General features: G+C 49.7%; 15 protein-coding genes and 1 pseudogene. 1 reads left to right on the top strand and 15 read right to left on the bottom strand.

Annotation, left to right across the window (positions count from 1 at the left end):
• Window positions 1-375: 375 nt before the first annotated feature.
• From AB4114_RS13570 to AB4114_RS13505, 14 genes and pseudogenes are all read right to left on the bottom strand, one after another.
• Complete coding sequence (locus AB4114_RS13570) at window positions 376-954, bottom strand: TetR/AcrR family transcriptional regulator (protein WP_441988935.1); 579 nt, start codon at window positions 952-954, stop codon at window positions 376-378.
• 412 nt (window positions 955-1,366) lie between these two features.
• Window positions 1,367-1,930, bottom strand: a pseudogene (locus AB4114_RS13565) (DUF1349 domain-containing protein); the annotation flags it as partial.
• Between the two features lie 17 nt (window positions 1,931-1,947).
• Entirely contained in the window at window positions 1,948-2,460 is a 513-nt protein-coding gene (locus tag AB4114_RS13560) for a DUF1349 domain-containing protein (RefSeq protein ID WP_441988934.1), read from the bottom strand.
• Window positions 2,435-2,977 (bottom strand): hypothetical protein, encoded by a 543-nt coding sequence (locus AB4114_RS13555; protein WP_441988933.1) that lies wholly within the window; start codon window positions 2,975-2,977, stop codon window positions 2,435-2,437. Before AB4114_RS13555 ends, AB4114_RS13560 begins: the two co-directional genes overlap by 26 nt.
• Window positions 2,908-7,140 carry a CBM96 family carbohydrate-binding protein gene (locus AB4114_RS13550; RefSeq protein ID WP_441988932.1) on the bottom strand — a complete coding sequence of 1,411 codons (4,233 nt, stop codon included), beginning with the start codon at window positions 7,138-7,140 and terminating at the stop codon, window positions 2,908-2,910. Before AB4114_RS13550 ends, AB4114_RS13555 begins: the two co-directional genes overlap by 70 nt.
• Before the next feature lie 54 nt (window positions 7,141-7,194).
• Entirely contained in the window at window positions 7,195-8,073 is an 879-nt protein-coding gene (locus AB4114_RS13545; RefSeq protein ID WP_441988944.1) for a carbohydrate ABC transporter permease, read from the bottom strand.
• A gap of 16 nt (window positions 8,074-8,089) precedes the next feature.
• A complete protein-coding gene (locus AB4114_RS13540; protein WP_441988931.1) occupies window positions 8,090-9,010 on the bottom strand; it encodes an ABC transporter permease in 921 nt (306 codons plus the stop codon).
• A 71-nt stretch (window positions 9,011-9,081) separates the two neighbouring features.
• Window positions 9,082-10,776 (bottom strand): extracellular solute-binding protein, encoded by a 1,695-nt coding sequence (locus AB4114_RS13535; RefSeq protein ID WP_441988930.1) that lies wholly within the window; start codon window positions 10,774-10,776, stop codon window positions 9,082-9,084.
• 151 nt (window positions 10,777-10,927) lie between these two features.
• On the bottom strand, window positions 10,928-13,270 hold the full coding sequence (locus AB4114_RS13530) for an AraC family transcriptional regulator (RefSeq protein WP_441988929.1): 2,343 nt from the start codon (window positions 13,268-13,270) through the stop codon (window positions 10,928-10,930).
• Window positions 13,271-13,354: 84 nt separating this feature from the next.
• Window positions 13,355-14,482 carry a glycoside hydrolase family 88 protein gene (locus AB4114_RS13525; protein WP_441988928.1) on the bottom strand — a complete coding sequence of 376 codons (1,128 nt, stop codon included), beginning with the start codon at window positions 14,480-14,482 and terminating at the stop codon, window positions 13,355-13,357.
• A gap of 533 nt (window positions 14,483-15,015) precedes the next feature.
• Entirely contained in the window at window positions 15,016-15,630 is a 615-nt protein-coding gene (locus AB4114_RS13520; protein ID WP_441988927.1) for a hypothetical protein, read from the bottom strand.
• A gap of 23 nt (window positions 15,631-15,653) precedes the next feature.
• On the bottom strand, window positions 15,654-16,487 hold the full coding sequence (locus AB4114_RS13515; protein ID WP_441988926.1) for an amidohydrolase family protein: 834 nt from the start codon (window positions 16,485-16,487) through the stop codon (window positions 15,654-15,656).
• Entirely contained in the window at window positions 16,478-18,433 is a 1,956-nt protein-coding gene (locus tag AB4114_RS13510) for a hypothetical protein (protein WP_441988925.1), read from the bottom strand. Before AB4114_RS13510 ends, AB4114_RS13515 begins: the two co-directional genes overlap by 10 nt.
• Complete coding sequence (locus tag AB4114_RS13505; RefSeq protein ID WP_441988924.1) at window positions 18,430-19,353, bottom strand: aldo/keto reductase; 924 nt, start codon at window positions 19,351-19,353, stop codon at window positions 18,430-18,432. Before AB4114_RS13505 ends, AB4114_RS13510 begins: the two co-directional genes overlap by 4 nt.
• Before the next feature lie 26 nt (window positions 19,354-19,379).
• Between AB4114_RS13505 and AB4114_RS13500 the strand changes: the two genes are divergently transcribed.
• Entirely contained in the window at window positions 19,380-20,291 is a 912-nt protein-coding gene (locus AB4114_RS13500) for an AraC family ligand binding domain-containing protein (protein ID WP_441988923.1), read from the top strand.
• A 327-nt stretch (window positions 20,292-20,618) separates the two neighbouring features.
• Here the strand turns inward: AB4114_RS13500 and AB4114_RS13495 are convergent, their stop codons facing one another.
• Window positions 20,619-21,215, bottom strand: a complete 597-nt coding sequence (locus AB4114_RS13495; RefSeq protein WP_441988922.1) for a sulfite oxidase-like oxidoreductase — start codon at window positions 21,213-21,215, stop codon at window positions 20,619-20,621.
• Between the last annotated feature and the right edge of the window lie 27 nt (window positions 21,216-21,242).

Here is a 21,242-nt window from a genome sequence, read left to right as displayed (position 1 = left end):
TTTCAGGGTGAAAGTAAACTTTCTTTTCAGGAATGATTCGGTTTTTTGGTAATGGCATAGAGCAAGACCTCCGTCAAATTAGCTATTAACTAATTCGACAGAGGATTTGGAATTACCTGTTAGTCAATTGGTCAGTCGTAGAAAAAAAAAAAAAAAAAAAAATGCTGCGTGCCTTACTCTGTTGTTTTTGTGTGTTGTGTTGTTTGTTGTTTTAACTGCGCTGATAAACTTCATTGTAAACTATGCTTTAGAGCTTCTTTCGGCCATTACTTTTGAGAATGTTCATTCTAAAATAGACGTAAGATAACTCGATCACAAAGAGCATGGATTAGCAGAAGGGAGACTTCACATCTGAACTGACTACCACAATTACCCTTATTCTTCCAAGAGCTTCATCGAAATATGAGTAATACGGTGAAGCTTTTCTTTGGAAGCCGAGGTTCTTGCCATTACCCTTAACCCAATCCATACATTATGCAGGTATTCCGCCAATTCCTCAGCATTGTATGTGGAGGTGAATTCACCGTCACGTTGTCCCCAAATAATAATCTCCCTGAGCAATTGCTCTGCTGTCGTGAATGCTTTCGTGGACTTGTTATCCACCTCGACGTCGCGCGCCGCCAATTCTACGGCCGAATTCACCATTAAGCAGCCGGCTGGCGAGTCCTCATCCCCGTCGATCATGAAACCAAAAATAAACTGTAATGCCTCCGATGCGGTCTTGGATCGTTTAATCCCTCCTGCAAGCGCGGCGCTGATTTTGTCTTCAAACCGATCCATCGCTTTCAGGAACAGATTATGCTTATCTCCAAATGTATCATACAAGCTTCTTCGATGAATACCCATATGCTCAACCAACTCGGTCATGGACGTTTTCTCGTACCCCTGCTCCCAAAAGAGCCGCATCGCCTTATCCAAGACCTTTTTCTCTTCAAACTCCTTGCTTCTCGCCATTCCCATCTCCCTCCCTCAATTAATATAACATATTGAGAACGATCAGTAAAGAATCGTTATGCTCTTTTTTGAATGACTTAATATTTCCATTGAGTTGGTTGTCCTTAGGACGAAGGAATGTGAGGGCATAGACCCGTCGAGATTTGGGAGAGTGAATCCCCAAGGACCTTGTGGAGAGAAGCGTGCAGCATAACTTTTATCGAAGGTAAGTTCAACTCAATCATTAATTCAATCAGTTTCCATTTAGGCGCACTAGCTTGCTTGGAGTATGCAAATCCATCTTAGCAACAGTAATCAAACAACAATTGGAAGTAGCATTTGAGGTTAACACCCCATTTTGACTGAATAAAAAAAATCGCCCCCCCGCCTAGCGAAAGGGCTAGGAATGAGGACGATCTTATTGGTTTTATAGCTAAGGCTGAATCTCAAAATAATCGTAGTCGGCGTTGATTGCCGGCGTTCCCGAGCCGCTGTGCTGCGCGTGAAGGCCTACCCTCGGATTCGGGAGCGTAACACCCGTTACAGCCGAACCAATTGGTGTCCAGACTAAGTCATCGATGCTATAGTAGCCTGTGTATGTCGTGCCAGACTTCACCAATTTTAAGTAAATGCTGCCTCCCGCTGTCGTCGGTACAGCTGTTGTCTGCTGCGTGCCGATACCACCGGTTTCCTTCACAATTCGTAGCTTGTCACCGGCATTGTATGCCCGTTCAACCTTGATATAGTTATCGTCGTCCGAGTACACAATCAAACCAGCGCTCTGGTAATTCACGGTTGGCATAAATGCGAGCTTCGTCGTAATGGTGTAGTCGTTGGAGGCTGGCGTTTGCAGCAGTATATCTTTCTCCGTACCGCTGGTTGCCCAGAGATCCCCAGGATCACTAGTAATCCGGAAGCTTCCTGGCTTCGCGCTCAGGCTCGTATGACCGTTGACTTGATTCAAAATGGTCCACTGGCTGCCAAGATCCGTACCATTGAAGCGGTCGGACTTATTTAACGTGAAATCCGGAAGTCGTCAAAGTCGGCATTGATCGCCGCCGCGCCGCCACTTCGCTGAGCATGCAGTCCCACCAGCACAGGGGCCGCCAATTGTATGGTTTCTGGTACACCGATAATCGTCCATGATGTTCCGTCCACGCTGAAGTAACCAGTAAAACTGCTACCTGCTTTGACCAGCTTCAAATAAACCAGATTGCTACTAATGGGATCCGATGTGATCTGTCTTCCTGTACTTGTCGTGCCGTTCTCCCTTATGAGACGAAAGACATTTCCGCCCTCAGCGACGTTATAAGCACGCTCGACCTTGATGTAGTGATCGTCATCCGTATAAACCAGCAGACCGGCACTTTGATAGTCAGCAGTCGGGTTGAAGGAAAGACGGGTTGTCAGCGCAAAGTCTTCGTAAGGAACCGACTGGACGAGCAAGTTTTTCTGGGTGTTGCCTGTTTTCCATATATCCGATGTGGTGACAGCGGAGATCCTAAGCTTGCCCGGAGCAGCGGTCAAGCTCCAGTTCGCCGGCTCCTCGCGTATCCATCTCCGGATTGAGAGCCGTCTGACCGAAATCATCAGTCCGGTTGCCTATGTTGACGAGGCGGACATCATCGAAGGAAGCTTTGCCGTTCATGGAGCCTATGCCAAACAAGCCTCCCTGGAATTCAGAATCTGATGCTCTTATCATCGTAATGTTATCGAAGCGGATTGTGATGGATCCGTTCCTCCCATCACGTTCAATAGCTATGGTATGGAAGGCATTGTCACTCAGCCAGTCGATGCCGTTTGAATCGGCCAATGTGGCCGCTGAACCTCCTTTGACCTTGTAAAGCCTCACGTTGGCAGCGCCATTGTCCAACTGGAGGAAATAGTAATTGTTCGCATCCTGATAATCGAATAAGACAACAGCGTTGGCATTGGGAGATATCGTGACATCATCCCCCAGCTTGGCTTTTAATGTCAGATTATACCGGTCCGCTGCAGAATCACCACGCAGTGCATATTCGCCGGGTCGCCCACCGCCCTGCACCGCATAGCCGGTCGCTGTAATCGAATAGGCATTGCCACTACCATTTGCACTGACTGCCCAACGACCTGTATTAAGCGGCGTCCAACCTGTGTTAGGTGTCGTACCTTCGAAGTCGCTAGACAGAGGTTAACACCAGGTGACATCGTCAGTTCAATGCTCCAATCCGCTACATCGTATGCTGCATCACTGTTTCGGTTTGTTACGAATGCAAGCACGTCACCCTTTGCAACCGTGATGGTCTCGGATATGGCATACCCGGTTGTGTCTGCCTTATCGACCGTCTGCCAGCCCGAGGTTGGCCATACATTGGCTGTGTTCTTTAACAGCTTCACACGAAAGCCGTCACCCTGCTCATAGGTGTCATGACTCGCTACACGGGCCGCTACTTGTACGGTACCGTCTGTTGGCGCAACCCACTTCTGCACAGCATCAGTTGATGAGCCCGGTATAACATAGTTCGAGGTAAAGGTTGGATCGCTGCTGTCGCCAGACCAATGTGGTGAAAGCAGCTGAGTGACATTGAAGTAATCAAAATCCGCGTTTGCAGTAACAGCTGTGTTCGTATTCATAGCTGCAAGTCCAATTCGGGGTGCGTCCAAAGGGATATGGAAAGAGCCGCTAAGTTGTGTCCAATCGGTTCCGTTTCCACTGTAGAAAGCTGTCAAGATCGGACCGACCTTCTTAAGTCGCAGATAAACATCCGATGAGCCGAATGTGTCTGCGGCGAAAATACCAGAATCGCGGAATATCGTCTGTGGGTCCTTCTGGTATTCGCGGATAAACCGGATGATTTTCCCACCATTCGTGCTATTGTAAGCCCGGTCCAGCTTGATATAGTTGTCGTCATCGACATACAGGATAAGTCCTCCGGACTGATAGTTGACCGTATTGTTGAAGGACACCTTCGTCTCCGCAATGTAATCCGGATATGCAGCACGCTGCAGCAGAATATTTTTTTGGTTATTGCTTCCCGCCCATGTATCACCGGGCTCGGTAATAATGCGCAGCTTACCCGGTGCTGCTGTCAATGACCAGTTCGCCGTCGGCGGCTTCGCCCACTGCCACTGGCTGTCGAGCGAAGTAGAAGCGAATGTATCCGATCCTACCGTGCCTGTGCCTGTACCAGCGGTGGCCCAAGTAAGCGGCGAACTCGCAAACGCGTCCTTTTCATAGAACCAGCCGCCAGCGCCTTGGGTTCCTTCAAAATCACGGTCAGCCGCAGACACGGATGTGGCTGCACGAGCAGCGAAAATATAGTCGCCATTACGCTCAAAGGCTGTCGATTTTCCATTTACTGTTACACTTGATACGGCAGGTGCATAGATCGCGATTGCTGAGACCGGACTGCTGTCAAGTACTAGATTGCTGCCGGTTAAGTCGAGTGTCGTTCCGTTCCACTTCACACCTAGATCATCCACCCGATCCTCAGATTGAATAAGGGGGACCCCGCCTCTCTTCAACGTCTTGCCTTCTGCAATTGAAGCAGATACCAATGTGCCGGACGACAGCTTCTCGATATATGCGAGCTTACCGTCATAGGCATATTCGTCGAACGAACGCTCCTTCATAGCTGAAGCTTCATGGGATAAGTAATAATATGCCGTATTGCCTCCTGCTCCCGCATTCAGATCGATCTTGAGCGCACTGGCGGTCTCAGCCGCAACCGAAGGCGTCGTTGTGAGCCGTGTGACCTGCACATTGCGGGCAACCCCAGTATCGGTCGGGTACAGCACCGTATCAAACGAAGCGTCGCCTGAGACGGATTTCCCATATTTGCCGAATTTCATATTTGGGACACTTGTACGGTCGTAATAGCCATCGTTCAGCGAAGCAGTCGTAAGCGCCGTTGGGTCTGCGGGAACGATCTGGATGTTCGGCTCACTGGCAAAATGGGAATTGATCTTTTTCGTAACCGGATCAAGTGTCGCATTCGCCCCAGGCAGCATATGCCAGTTCACTTCATAGCTGTTAGTGCCGCTGCCTACCACCCGGTCCGATACGATCCAGTAATCCGGTCTTAAGAACAGAACGCTTCGAGTATGGGCGAAGCCCGGTGTCGCATATGTCGTACCTTCAGTAAAATCAAAGGAACCGTTAGTTCGAAACCGGTCGATCGTATCCTTGTTTACACTGGAGATATCCTTGTACTTGTTCTGTGACAGCCCGTTGATACGCACTGTATTGTGTGATTCGGTGCTGTTGAACTGCCAATTCGAGACCGGATCTGAGCTCAGATAGGAGTTTACCCCCGTATCTGTCAGCAGCACTTTACCATAAGCATAGGCAATGACCGCGTTCTGATCCGGATGTCCGTGCGGGCCCGCACGGTTTGTGAAGTACATATATGAATCATCAGCATCCCAGCCGGAACGAAGCGTAACCGACAGGTTATCCGGATAGTAGCTGCTTGTATGCTTAGGCAGCGAGCCGATTCTTACCGAGTCAAGCACGCTGCCGACATACTTCAGTTCTTCGTCGCCAAAATCGTTGCCGATCTGCTTGAGTGTGGCGGCGAAGCTGGCGTAATGGCCATCTCCATAGACAGGATCATACCCATTCGGCAGCGTCGAATCCATTTGGAAATGCGCTAGCTTCAAGATACCGTTGCGCATGGTCTGCGTTACCTCCGTACCATTTAGATCAGCCAAACGCTTCATATCATAGAACGATTGCAGGGACACCATCGTATAGTTGTAAGACCCTTCCGCATACCCACCGTCAAGTGTGAGCAGTGACGTGATCAGACTGTCCATCCGCTGGTCAGCCGTCGATTTCCACAGACTGGATTCAGCAAATTCTGGAAAATAAACCGTCGTTGCATATAGTCCCTTCGTCTCGTTGACAGCCCAGTTGAAGCCTGTATAGCCCGCCGGGTCAACCGCCTGCCAATGTGCTGTCTGCCATAGCTGCTTTAAGAGCGCAGTATTCGCATCTGCATCCAACGAGGGTGAGCTCCGAATAATCTCATACACACGAGGCCAGACAAACGTGCGGAAGGAGACGTCCAGACTGCGCGGATAGTTATAGGAATCGATGAAGCCCTCCCCCGTATGGCTTGTGCCGATAGAATCCAACATTAACCGAAGCGTCTCGCTGGCATATAACTCATTAGGCGCCCCCACCGACACCGAGTTTGCGTAGGCAGCAGCCAATGGTCCGATGAACTGGAACCGACTTATAATCCAGTTATATTCGTTGAATGCCCCACTATCAGGCTGTGTCCAATTCGGGCCGGCCGCGATGCCGTTCCAGGAGAACGTATTGGCCGCTTGGTTGCTCCACTTCAGCGTTGTTTCGCCCCATGAGCTGTCGGTACGGATGACGAGAATATCCATCGAGCTGGTGCCCGCCGCCATTTTGCCATAAACCTTAAGTGTCGCTGATGTAATGTTGCCCGTAACACCTGATAAATCAAAAGATAGGTATGCCCTTCTTGTGTTTACGTCAAAAGGAGTACTCGCCGAAATGCCACTGTCCTGAACATACAGCAGATTGCCGCTGCCATAATTCACATCGGCATAAGCCCCTGGCCGTGTATAGGTATCCTTCGTAACTGTAAGTATCTGCGTTGAACCATCGTCAATCTTCAGCTCTAGCACAGGCTTGTTCAAAGCTTGCTCCCTGCTGTTGAATTGGGCTAGCTTCGTATCATCCTTATAACGGCCCATGAGGTAATAATTGACTTCTTTGGCACCATTGTTCAGCACTGATTTGACACCTCCAGTCACATCCGTCGATAGGATTGCGTCTGCAGAGCCGACTGTAAACGTATTTTCCTGATATTCCCCATAAGCCGTTAAAATGTTGTCCTTGACCAAATCAGCCAAGAAGGTCCCGCTCGTCGTCAAAGGAAAGGCGCCATGCCCCGTACGTGTCCGGTAGTATGACAACAAATTAGACTTCGCCAGCGTATAATTGCCTGCCTTTACGGCACTCTCTACACCGAGCAATGCGCTGCTATATGCATAGTTGATTTTACTTGCTGTCGTCCATGCTGAAGCTCCGGCGTTCCAGACACCAAAAAACTGTTGGTCACTCATCGTGCTTGTATCAGCAAAAGCCTCCGCTTTTGGAATCCAGCTTTGCGGCACGTAAGTTAGCATCGTAAGGATTGCTATGATTAGACTGAGAAGCAGTCCCTTCTGCCATGTCCATCGTCCCATGAATCCTCATCCCTTCTTTTTACAAATTAAATTACTTATCAAAGCGCCTAACTATCATTCCTTGATCGCACCCAACATCACGCCTTTTACGAAATAACGCTGTAGAAATGGATACAACAGCAGAATTGGCACTGTCGCTACTACAATTGTTGCGTACTTGATCGTTTCCTGAACAAGGCCTTTGTCGAAATCGCTGACCGTCGTAGTCATTGATTCCGTACTATTCGCAATCAGGATTTCCTGCAGCACTAGCTGAAGTGGGTATAAGTGGCGGTCGCGTAAATAAATCATGGCATCCATGTAAGAATTCCAATGCTGTACGCCATAAAACAGAGTCATCACCGCAAGAATCGGCAACGATACAGGAATAAAGACGCGGAACAAAATCCCGAAGTCATTCGCGCCATCGATGCGCGCTGACTCCTCAAGCGCAGCGGGCACCTGCTGGAATGAGGTGCGCATGACGAGTAGATTCCACGTATTGATAGCTGTCGGAAGGATCATAATCCAGCGGGTATCGAAAAGATGCAAGTTTTTGATAATGAGATATGTCGGAATTAGACCGCCGGAGAAAAACATTGTGAATACGATGGCAAACATGATTTTCCCGGAAAACAGCACATTGCGGCGAGACAAGGCATACGCTGCGAATGAAGTCAGCAACAAATTAAGCGATGTCCCCAAGATTACATAGAACAAAGTGTTGCCGTACCCGATGGTCATCATCGGATCGCGCAGGACGAGCTTATACGCCTGTAGACTGAGGCCGGCGGGAGCAACTAGTAGACCGCGATGCTGCATCAGCTCAGCCGGCGAGCTGACTGAAGCAAATACCGCATACATAAACGGATATAGCGTCACCGCTATCAGTCCCAACATGAATAGTACGTTAACTAGGTCGAATACCCGCTCGCCCAAAGGTCGGGTTCTAATCAAATCGGATCTCCTCCTACCAGAGTTTGTGCTCGCTCATACGCCGGCTCAGCGCGTTGGCTGTGAGCAGCAGAACGAAATTTACAAGATTATTTACGAGGCCGATTGCAGTAGAGAAGCCGTAATCAAACTGTAGCAGTCCTCGCCGGTAGACGAAGGTCGAGATGACATCAGACGTCTCGTAGGTGGTCGGATTGTACAACAGCAGAATTTTCTCAAAGCTGCCGCCCGACAACAGATGACCGACTCGCAGGATAAGCAGTATCATAATGGTCGGCATTATCCCCGGAAGTGTGACATTCGTCAGCTGCCTAAGCCGACCTGCTCCATCGACCTTCGCCGCCTCGTACAGCGACGGATCGATACCAGATATAGCAGCTAAATATATAATGGAACCCCAACCAACGCCCTGCCAAACACCAGACGATACATATATGGTACGAAACCATTGTGGGAGAAGCAGGTAAGAAATCGGCTTCACATCGAACCACGAAGTGATTTGGTTGATCAAACCGTCACTCGCCAAGAAGTCGACCATCATGCCTGCGATTACGACGATCGAGATGAAATGCGGCAGATAGCTGATCGACTGCACAATGTTCCGAAACAGCTTATTGCGCAGTTCGTTCAGCAAGAGCGCCAGCAAGATTGGCGCCGGGAAGCTGAAAATCAGATCGAACACGCTCAGCAGAAGCGTATTACGTACAATCCGCCAGAAGTAGTAGCTGTTATAGAATGAAACGAAATGCTTGAAACCGACCCAATCGCTGTTCCAAATACCTTTCGTCGGCATGAAGTCTTTGAACGCAATTTGCAGGCCGTACATCGGTGCGTACATGAATACGATGTAAAAGACAACGACGGGAAGCAGCATGAGATAGATATATTTGTTTCTCACCAAATCCTTCGTCACAGCTTGAAATGATAACGCTTTCATATCCATGTTCTCCTATTCGATTACTTATGTGGAACGCCCCGGTTGACGGCATTCGGCCGGGGCGAGCTTTTTTATCTTTTCAAGTAGCGGTCATATGCGGCTTGCTCAATTTTCAGAACATCCTGTAACCCCATCTTGTTTAATCTATCGACGAACTTGTCGAAACTCTCAATCGGCTCAGCGCCCATGATGAATTTATCAAACATTTCATCATTGTACGTTCGGACATCGGTCATAACAGCTGCCAACTTTGACGATTCATCCGATGAGAGTGATAGGGTCGGCAGCCATCCCCGGTTGTCTGCCTTCATCCATGTTGACAATGCATTCTTCTGCTGTGGCAAAGCAGCATTCTGCTCCATATAGCGCTTATCCTGGGAGATCGGAGCTCCGAAAGGTATCGCATATTTCGTCAGTGCTACACCGAATGCAAGCCCATCCTTATTTTTCATGACATCATCTGAATACTTCGGATAGCCGTTGTCCATCGTATAGCTCTTGCCATCGATACCGAAGTTGAACAGAATGGCGCCTTTTTCACCATATTTGTAATCCAGCCACTTGACTGTTTCGATAATATGTTTATTGTTCTTGGATATTGCCGCTCCAAGCCCGTTGAAGATAGGCTCCTGCTGGCCGAGCACCGGCTTGTCGCCCTTCTTCAATGTCGGGTAAGGCGCCCCTACCAAGTCGAATGTCGGATGTTTGCCGTTCATTGCTGCAAGGTACGTTCCGATGCCACCACCTACGGTCACCTCGGTCGCACCGACCAGATCCCCGGTTACCTTAGCATTCTTCTGCTTATCGTCTGTCGCCGCATAATCGGGATCGATTAAGCCTTCTTTATACCAGCTGCGCATCGTTGTGAGAAATTCCTTGAATTGTGGCTGCAAAGCACCATACTGCACCTTACCAGTCGCCGTATCTAGATAGAAGTCGTTGCGGATTCCCCATGCGTTCAGGATGTCGTTGCCCCAGTTCATTTTGCCCTTTTGGAATAACAGAGGAATTTCATCTGGCTTGCCATTGCCGTTCGGATCTTTTTCCTTGAATGCTTTCAGCACCGTATGCCATTCTTCAATTGTCGTTGGGACCTCCAGCTTCAGCTTGTCAAGCCAATCCTTGCGCAGCGCGAGTCCATAGTACGTCAGCAGATAGGGATCATTGCGAATAAACGGGAACGAATAGATCTCTCCGCTGTCCGTCGAAATTTGCTTGCGGATTTCCGGGTTCGCATCCAGCAGTTTCTTCAAATTAGGTGCGTATTTATCGATGTAATCATTTAACTTGATGATCGCTCCATTCTTCAGTGCGTTCTGTCCACCGCCAGGGTAGCTGTTCCAATTCCATTCAATGACGTCCGGATAGTCCCCAGAGCTAAGCATCAGATTGAACTGGTTGGCTTCCTGTCCTGCTGTCGGGTGCTTATAATCCGCATGAATTCCTGTGATTTTTTCCAGCTCTTTGTATGCTTCCATATCATTTAAGCTGTTCATGCCGCTGGGCCGATTTGTAGACAGTTGAACGAAGTAGCTAAGCGTAAGCGGTGAGGATACGATCTTGCCATCGGGCAGCGCTGCGGGAGCAGCTGTAGATGCTGCAGCGCTAGGTGAAGCGCCTCCTCCTTCCTTCTTATCCCCGCTACAGCCTGATGTGAGAACTGCTAATGAAATCACCAGCATGGATGCCGTTACGATACTAAACCTGTTCCGCCCCTTCTTGCTGTCTCGTAATTCACTTTGAACGCTCATTTCGTTTTTTTCCATCGATTGAACTCCCCCTTATCATTCGAATTGGGCCGCCTCTTAAAGCGTTCGACCTTGCTTCGATTGTATCGCCTCGTTCTGTAGGTTTGGTATGGTCTACTTCTAAGTTTAACGAACCAATTGCAAGATTTCGGGCTATCGGAATCGCATATCATTTATCCGTTTGTAAACTTGATCGGTATGCACCTGGAGTAATCCCTTCATATTTCTTAAAAAAGCGGATGAAGCCGATATCATTAGCGTAACCGACCTTCGCAGCTACCTGCGCGATCGTCATCGATTGATGCGTGAGCAACTTCTTTGCTTCGCGAATGCGCACCTCGGCCACATAGTCAGTCAGACTTTGCCCGCTAGATTTCTTGTATACGGCTGAGATGTATTGCGGAGTCAGATTGAAATGATCGGCTATCCAGTTGACGCTTAGCATATTTTCGCCGAAATTGGCTTCGATATATTGTTTGATGCCGTTTTGCAACAGTTCGTTTGTATCGCTTCGCCTTTCCTTGAGATTAAGGCAAATGGTTCGATAAGATTGTTTCAATTCCGCAAATGCGGCATGCGTGGATTCGCTAACGGCCGCACGTTCGATTGAGGCGATCCGCTCTGCCAAAGTCGATTTCAGATCCGGATAGCTCTGCACGATCCGAAGCATTGTTGCCGTAGCAGTAACGAGCAAATAGCGACCTAGCTCAGGCGAGATGCTGCGCGTAGTGAAATTGTCATCATACAAAGCGTCAAGCAGCTTATCCACTTTGTCGGCCTCCCCTGCTTTCACCAGATTGACAAGCTGCTGCTCCACCTCAAGCGGATAATAGAAGTAGGATTCTTCCGTCGAAGCTTCCGTATTGCGGTCCGTTTCGGTTCTCCGCGCAAGGACGATCCGTTCGTCGAGCTGTTTAAGCGCATCTCGGAATGCTTCTCCGATTCCCTCTGGATCCTTAGCTACCCCGCTGATCCCGACTGACAGCTTTATCCGGAAGCGGCTCTCCAGCAATGCGGTCAGCTTCACTGCCATCTCTTGCATTTCCGCTTTGGCCATGCTCAATCGTTCAGTACGCAGGTTGATTAGAACCGCAACTCTGCCGCGATCGAGCTCGACGGGAAAGCCGAGATGATGCTCGCCTACAAGCTCACCGGCGATATTAGATAGGATAAAACCAACAAACGGCCATTCCCGTTCCCCGCCACCTTGCGCGAAGCCACTTATATCACCTGCATCTATCAGAATTACAGCAAATGACGAAGAAATGAACGAAATGCCAACAAAAGCCAGCGATTCCGGCTCCAATTCAGCAGGCTGCACGTATCCTCGTATAAGTCTCGTCAAGAAGTTGACGCGAAGAATTGGCGCTTGTTGAGCCAGCATGCCACGCAGCTGTGATTCCGTCAGACGTGCCGACTCAATCGTCGATCGGATCAGCTCAAATTCACCGATGCCAGTTTCCTGTTCGGATCCGCTCCACTTACGGATAATCCGAACAACATCCCGAACGGGTATATAATTTCGGTAGGCAAGATATAACGAGGCTGCTCCACCTCCGAACGCGCAGAGCGAAAGCAGGAGTATCGCCCATCGCTTGACAGCGTATACTTGATCGAGGAACACGGCCTGGGGGACAACGTAAACATATTTCCAGCCGTTCACAGCGGATGTTGTATAGGTCACGATCTGTGATTGTCCGTCCATAATCTCCTCAAGCTTTCCGTAATCGTTCGCCATATTCTTATAGAATAAGGAGATTCCGCTTCTTGTATCAGCTGTTGAGCTAATAACCCGGTTCTGTTGGTCAAGGATATAAATCTCCCCACGATTAACGGATGCCAGCTTGTCGAATAAGCTTCGGAATTGGCCCTCATCAATCATGACAATCAAGGAACCCTTAACTGTTGAGGAATCGCCGAACGGCAGTGATTGCCGATAAACAATAAACGGCTTCGTGCTTCCATTATCCATCCGAACAGAAGCCGCCGGTTCATAGAAACGTAATGCCGGTTTCTTTAACTCTGTCACCCAATCAGCGCTTGTTTTACCTTCGAACCGGTATACGTGATCGAATACGATTTCTGGTGTAGACTTGACGTTAGGGCCGATAATGAGACGGTTGTTGATATCATAGATGTAAAAGTCGTGGATCAGCCTGCTTAAGTTTTTGAAACGCTGCAGATCGTTCGTAAATTCAATGATGGAGTAGGCATCCTGATCACTAAATGAGCCTTCGTGATTAAACAGCCAGCCGAGACGCGGGTGAAATGCAATCTGCTGCTCCAGTTGCTCGATTTCCTTCAAACGTCCGTCCGCCACTTCACGCAGTTGCTCCAGCATGGCGGCGTTGGTGTTGTCTACCGTATGCTCCACGACCGTTTTTGCTTTCCAATACAGGATTGAACCGATGACAATTGCGAGCAGCAGCACGGCGATGTAAGAGCCGAACAGCGCCATCATCATGCTGCTGGAACGTTTGCGGGATGGAAGCTTGAAGCGGTTCGGTTTCATATCTTTTGTAGACCCCCCGTGGTTACATGCTATCGTTTTCTTCTATGCCGAACGGTATCAATGTTCTTTGTCAACGTGCGTCCATTATCTACTGGAAGACCACATCCGCCAGTTAAGGCCTATCGCTTTGAAGAGTGCTTCCATGTAGAAAAAGTCGCCCCATATGGTGTACATATGGAATTGCCCCTCTTCCGTTCTTCCGTAGCAGGATGACATAATGCCGTTTCGTTCCTTTTCCCCTGCACTTGAATACGGCATAAGAGCCTGCAGCATATCGTTCGCTCTACTCCGATAGTAATCGGCCTGAACAGTGTCGTCCAGCGATTCTGCCAAATCGAACATACCCGATATTGCTATTGCCGATGCCGAACAATCATGAAGTTGGATTGCCCCGTCAGGCAGACGGAAGTCCCAGGGCGGAATGAGACTCTCTGGTGTATGCTTGATAAAGTAATCCGCCATCGCAGCAGCAGCATCTCGAAATTCCATTTTCCCGACTAACTCGTAGGAAAGCTGAAAGCCGTAAACTCCCCAGGCTTGTCCCCTCGACCATGTCGATTCGTCTCCATAGCCGTCCTCGCAAAAGCCGCCGATAGGATTCCCACTTTCAGGATCGAAATCAAATGTATGATAGGTGGAGAAGTCATGGCGCAGAAGGTGTTTACGTGAGTTCTCCGCATGGGAAAGTGCTGCCTCGCGGTACTTTGGGTCGCCGGTCAGCGCGGAAGCGGAATACAGCAGTGTCAGATTCATCATGCAGTCAATGATGATTTTGCCTCGACGAATATCGGATTCGACTGGCCCCCAAGCGCGTATAAATCCCCCATTTACATGGTATCGCGCCAGCAGCTTGTCGGCCGCATCCACAGCCAATTCCTTATACTTAGAGCTCCCGGTCAACCGGTACATTTCCACTGCATACAATTGATACAGGAAACCAAGGTCATGGTCCGTATATCCGGTTTCCAGTCGTTCTTGGTACAAGGACAAGTAGCCATGCAAGTACATTAGATACTTCGGGTTATTTGTGTATCGGTAAGCCATCGCAACCATTCCGGTCCAAAATGATCCCGTCCAGCTGCCGTCCTCCGAGAAATGTTCGGCATATCGTCCATCCCGATGAATATGTGGGAAACGATGGCCGTAGTCTTCCAAATTTCTGTCAATTTGCTGTATGATACTTTCGATTTCCAACTCGTATATCCTCTTCACTTCTTTTCTCCTCCTAGTACGCATGCGAATGGTGCGCAGCACTTCGCTTACTTCAATTGTATCAAGCCGCCTCTCCCCGACGAACTATACGTTGTTAAGATCGATAACCCATTGCCAATATCGGAGCGCCTCTATTCATTTGGTGGCAGTCACGTGTAGCCCAAGCCACCGCTCCGAGAGCGCATGGAGTATCTCTTTAGATGGACCAGTAACCGAACAGAGATGATTCTCCTGTTCTTGAGGTCATGGTGCTTCTGAAAGAGCTGGAACAGGAACTTGAAATTGCATGGAGAGACAATCAGATAAATGAATGGATAAGAGCATAAAGAGAACGATAGATCATTACGTTAACGGGAAACGATAGTTTAACAATAAGGGGTTATTTACTTTTAACAACTACCCTAAGGAAAGAGAACTAGGTTATGCTATTTACGATCTACATTCCTCTCAGATTTATTTCCAACTGAAATCAGCAAAATAGCGCATCTACGTTCCCTTCTGGAAGGAATGTTTATGCGCTATATGTTCAGTCATTAATATGATAAGAGAGTGTCCATCTTTTCCCACAACACAAGCCCCTGCTCACTCTCCGACCAAGGGATAAAATGTGACTGCATCACGTCATGCCAGTTCTCTGGAGCAATCGGTGCAAGCCATCTCCTTCTCGTCGCCCCGTGCTCAAACACGGGTGACGGACGTTCGTGATAGGAGAAGATCAGATTCTCGTGCGCTCCGATCATATAGGTCGGATTAAAGCAGCTCGGTTTCTCCTCCTGCAAAGCGTAATGATAGAAGATATAGCTGCTGTACTTCAACGGGTTCAGACGCGCAAGCATCCCGATTCGCTCACGGCCGCCATTTTCTCTGGCTTCCCTCGTCTCCGGCTCCCCATCGTGGTAAATATCGAGAATCGGAACTGCATACCTCTGCGTGCCTCCATCACCCGGCCATGTCTCCAGCATCTGCAGACACGTTGTTGGCCATTCCCATTCCAAGCATTCGCTCGCCGTTTCGAAATAAAGGAATACACCGCTCCCCTTCGCGAAAATCGAGCAGCTCAACATACCCTGCACGCGAAGTTCGCCCTGCCAGTCTTCAGCTGCTTCGGCTAACGCGAGTGAGAAGCTCGCTTCGCATCCTACCTTCACCTGTGCCCTATACATCCTTCTCATCATGTTAGTATCGGGTAAAATCGGCTTGCGTTGCCCGCGCGAATCATTCCCTTCTCCTCCTCTGTAAGGTCATCAGGAAGCACGGCTTCGAACAAATCGATGACGTCCCCATAGCCGCCTGCTTGTAGTGCCACAGGCCAATCGCTGCCAAACAGCAGCCGATCACTGCCGAACAACTGAAGCAACTGATCGATGTATGGCCGAAGCCTTTCAGGATGAAATCCACCTGCCATCGTGATCATACCGGACAGTTTAACCGCCACGCAGGACAGCTGGGATAGCCGCTCCATGCCTATTCGCCACGGCTCTATTCCCTGCCCACGAATGTCTGGGCAGCCCAGATGGTTGACGACCGCCTTGAGCAGCGGCAGCTCCTCTAAATACGATGCTACATCTGAGAGGTCTTGGGGCTTTACGAGCAGATCCAGCGTTAGTCCAGCCTGCATCAAAGTGGTTAGGGCCAACCGTAGTTTGTTCTGATCGGTCTCTGACCGTTCAGAACGAAATGCGCTGCCGCCAAGTCTGATGCCGGTAAAGCGCGGATCAGCCTTCAAGGACATGATCTCTTCGTGAAAAAGATCCGAGAACGGATCGAGCCCTCCGCTCACGCCGGATATTACCGGCCAGGCTTGCGCCAGCTCCAGCAGGAATGCCGATTCTTCTGCCGTAACGGCAGCCTGTACGGCTACAAGCCCCTTCACACCGAAAGCGCCCAATTCCGAGAGCAACTGCTCCGGCAAGTAATCCTGATAGAGTAGCTCATTCTCGGGCTTCAACCAGCCGTAATCACCACGTGATGGCTTCCAAAAGTGAACGTGGCTGTCTATATACATGGCACTTCGCCTTCCTGCCCCTTACGGCCAGCCAGCAGATCGGCGGCATACGGATTCGGCCATGGCATCTCATAGCTCGGCGTATTGACGTAACGCTTCATGCCGAGCTTCAACCTGATGCCGGCGCCTTGCTTTAAATGAATCGCCAGCCATTTGCCTTTGAGCTCCATGTGCGAGCCTTGCACCGGGCCCCCATCTGCGTCGATTCGCTCGGCACTAGTGAATTCGTGCTCGCCGAAGCCCCCTGCCTGAATGACGACCTCACGTTCGTCATATAAGCTGGTGTTGCAGAGCTGCAGCGTCACGCCGTCCGTTGTAAGCGCCTCCACTAGCGCAGATACACCAACCGGAAGACCTGGCCGTCTTTCCTGTGAGTCAAAGTAGCGCACTCGCGCATGCTGTAGACCGCCGTGCGAGATATGCATCGGCCCTCCCAGTGTCAGTTGTACTAGCGACTCAAAATAAATCGGGCACATTTCCTGCCAGATATGAATGTTAGAAAAATCACCGTCAGCAAAGCCGCTTTTCCATCCGTGCGGGTCGCCTTGCTCCGAGCGCATTCGCTCCAGCTGTCGACCGACCAGCTCCATATTGGCGGCCAATATCCGCTTCGGATAGTCGGGGTTGAGCCCCCGAATGTACTGGAACCAAGGCTCTGTATTGCCAATATAGTGCTTCGTTTCCCTTCCTGTCCGGCTGTCCCTTCCCGATACGACAGGCACAGTAATTTCATTCCAATCATGATCTTTCGGAATTCGCTCAAGCCGCTCTAAATCCTCGTCGGCCATGGACATCGTCCACAAATAGACCGGGTACTTCGGCAGTGCCTTCCGCCAATCGTACCAGCCGTTATCCCCATGCTTATTCGGCACGAGTACCTGGCCATTCTCTTCCCGCCGCAGCGCCCAGTTAGCATCTAGCTGAGAACGGGCTAACTCAAGCTCGTTCATGTCTCCCGTAAGCAAAACGGCATTCATACACGCGTTCGTCAACGGCTCAATGATGGTCATAAATCCATGCGGCCATCTCCAACCGTAGTAGCCTCCCCACCAGTTGCCCTCGTTGTACTCACCGATTACGCCTGTCAGTCCGATATTGTCGGGAATAACTCCTCCGTTATGGCGGGTACGCTCTTCCCATGCTGCGAGATAATCAACCACCCAATCGCGATATACTGTGTCTCCATTATGCATGAATGCGTGCGCAATCAGTCCGGTTGCATTCAAATTCAGCGGGACGTCTCCCCGGTTCATTCGCTCATTCATCATCGCAATCAGGTTCTGATATACATCATCGTTGGACCAAGGGCATTTGCCGCTCGCAAAATCGACACCAGGAATATCTTCATATGGTGCAGGATAATGGTCGAGAATGCTGCGATGCGTGACCCAATCCTCTTCCGACACCGTGAAACGCGGACCCTTGCTTCCGGTCAATGGTGACCGTATAAGCTTCTGTGCTTTATCATAATTAGGAGCTTCCGGATCGTCTCCCATATACATACTGGCAAAGCGCACTGCTCTCTGCTTGTCTTTCGTTGTAACAGGGCCAGCTAGTCCGAGAAAGTAGAGAAATAAATACCCTTCACCGTGATGCATCCAATCATAGTAAGCATCGAATTCTCGGTGAATTTGCCCATACTCGGTCCATTGCCAAGTAATCCCTTCCCAAATCTTACGCGATACTTCATGGAGCTCACGACTGCCCCCTAACACGTAGAGCAGCGCTAGATTCATGAAACCTTCATAGGGGTCATCCGAGCCGTCCATACCCGGCCATTCTTTCTGCCAGATCAGACTTCCATCCGGCTGTGTGTAACGCGCCACAAACTCCTTCGCCGCCTGATTCAGCGTAGCAAACAACCACTGTTCCTGTAGCGCCCACTCTGGAGGAACCATTCGCTCCTCCGCTACAATCCTTGGCAGCATGCTTCCTTGTGTGTTCACTTCGCTTCCTCCTTCTCCGCCGGAAATAAACTTCTGCCCTGAAATAAGTCATACACCGTTTTCAGTTCCTCTGGATCCAATCCCCGCCCATCGCAAAATGCCAAGTTCGTGCGCAGCACATCCGATGTGGCAGCCCCCGTCAAGGTAACGTGAATGTCAGGATGCGACAGACTGAAACGCATGGCTGGCTCGACGAGACCGTGCGGCTCTCTTTTACGCAAAAACTGGAGCTGATCCATCCGCTTCGTTGCCTCGTACACGAGGTTAGGCCTCAAAAACAGTGCCGGCGTATCGGCAAGCAAGCCGAGTCCGAGCACGCTACCGTTGATAACACCGATTTCCTTCTCTGCTGCGAGCGGCAGCAGTAAGTCCTTCGCCGTATGATCAATCAGCATATATCTCGTATAAAACTGGATGCTGTCAAAGCGATTTAGCCGAACATAACGCTCCAGAAGTGATAATATCCTTGTTGAAACGCCGATAAATCGAATCTTTCCATCTTCTCGCAGCTTCTCTAGCGCAGGTAGCGTTTCGCTTACAATCGTTTCATAAGGAACCTGCTCCACATCGTGAATTTGCAGCAGATCGATCCAATCCGTTTGAAGCCGTTCCAGACTATCCTCAACGGAGCGAATCGTCGTCGCATAATCGAACGATTCTCCCGGACCCACTGCCTTCGATGCCAAAACAACCTCATTTCTTCTGCCGCCGTTCAGCGCCCTACCAATTCTGAGCTCCGACTGACCTCTGCCGTAGCTCGGTGCCGTGTCGATAAAATTGATTCCGCTGTCTAAGGCCTCATGGATCATCTTCTCGACATCATGTTCATCCGCAGGTCCAAAAACCCCTCCAAGGGGCGCGCCGCCAAGCCCGAGTTTCGATACACGAAGTCCGGTGCGGCCGAATGTAGTATACTCCATTTGAATCCCTCCTACTGTAAATTGTAGTGTTCATCCTTTATAATCAAAATAGCCAGAGTTCCCCATCTTATGGCATATCTTCTCTATTTGAGGAAGAGGCGAAAGCAAACGTGGAATTTATTTATACAGAACCGATCGGTTTGACCGATCTGGCGGTGCTCGAGGTCGGCACGCAAAGTTGCCTGCCTGACATGTCATTCGGACCCTCTGTAAGAGATATGTATATCCTTCACTACATTCACAGCGGATACGGCACTTACTCAACAGGAGGCAGAACGGAACCGATTGGCCCAGGTGAGCTGTTCCTTGTCATGCCTGACACCGTACATTCCTATTGTGCCGAATCGGATGAGCCCTGGCGCTACTCGTGGTTCGGCTTCGTCGGGACATTGGCCCCCCGTCTAGTCGAACTGGCCGGATTCACCGTCTTGTCTCCTGTTCGGACGGCTGACTCGTCACTGTCCGTTGAATCTCTTTTTGGCAATTTAATGAGCCTGCGCAACGAACCGGCCAAAGAGCTCCTTTTGACCGCTCTGCTGTACCAAATATTCGGTACACTCGCGATACCGGACGATGCGCCCCCGCTAAGAGCCGATGTCGGACACCACATACGTAATGCCGTTTCCTTTATGAACACCCGCTATGCCGATCGCATCAGTCTTAACGAAATCGCTGACTATGTAGGGCTGGACACCAAGTACCTATGCCGTCTTTTCCAGCAACGTCTGTCCATGTCCCCGTACCGGTATTTGACCGATGTTCGGATGAGAAAAGCTTGCCGCCTTCTCCGCAGGCAGCTTCTCGGGATCGCTGAAATTGCTCTATCCGTGGGCTACCAAGACCCCCTGATGTTTTCGCGCATGTTTAAACGAACCATTGGTCTTTCCCCAACTGCTTACAGGGAGAAGGCGAAATTGGAGAGCGGAACTGGGATTTAACTGGAAAATATACAGCTATTTTCGAGGAATTTCCTCGAATATTCGATTTAACTGTAAAACATGTAGTTAAAATTGCCGTTGTTGCTCAGATCGGGTAAAATGGTCAAAATTAACTGCAGGTTTTCCATCTATTCTGCGTTTATAAGGAAAATCCCAATATTTAACTACAGAAAATCCATCTATTCACCTGGCGCACAGGAGATTTAAGAAACTCACATCAGATCAACTTACTTTTCTGACTCAGCAAGACAAACTTCTAACTCAACTTTCCCACTCCATTCACGAAAAAAGCCCACTATAGCACAATCGCTTTAGTGGGCTTTATAGTCAATCAAAATCGTAACGCTGTTCCTTGAAAGGATCACCATACATATGGTAGCCATTCCGCTCCCAAAATCCCGGCTTATCCTTCGCCATAAACTCAATGCCACGCAGCCATTTGGCACTTTTCCAGAAATATAGATGCGGTACGACCATTCGCACGGGTGCTCCGTGGTCAGGTGTCAGCAGCACGCCATTATGTCGGATGCCTAGAAAAGACGTCTCCAACAGGAAATCTTCCAGTGGCAGATTCGTCGTCCAGCCATGCTCCGCATGCAGCATCACATGGGTTGCTTCAGGTTTCAGCTTCACTTTACTCATAAGCTCCGACACAGCAATGCCTTCCCATACATTGTCCAGCTTGGACCATGTGGTCACACAGTGAATATCGTTAGCAAATTCCTTACGCGGCAGTGCCATAAAATCCTTGTACGAAATGGTGAAATCTTCCTCCACCAAACCGAACAAACGCAAATCCCATTTGCTCATATCGTTGTAGTAGGGCACGGACCCATAGTGGAGCACAGGCCAGCCTTGTGTCAGCGTTTGCCCAGGAGGAACACGATCGTTCGGATCCTGAGGCAGCTTTTGCCCAAATTGCATGGAAAAACCTCCATCCGTTCTACTTAC

The organism is Paenibacillus sp. 2RAB27 (assembly GCF_052115445.1).
In the GTDB taxonomy this organism is placed as follows: domain Bacteria; phylum Bacillota; class Bacilli; order Paenibacillales; family NBRC-103111; genus Paenibacillus_E.
This window is presented reverse-complemented; position numbering and strand designations above follow the sequence as displayed.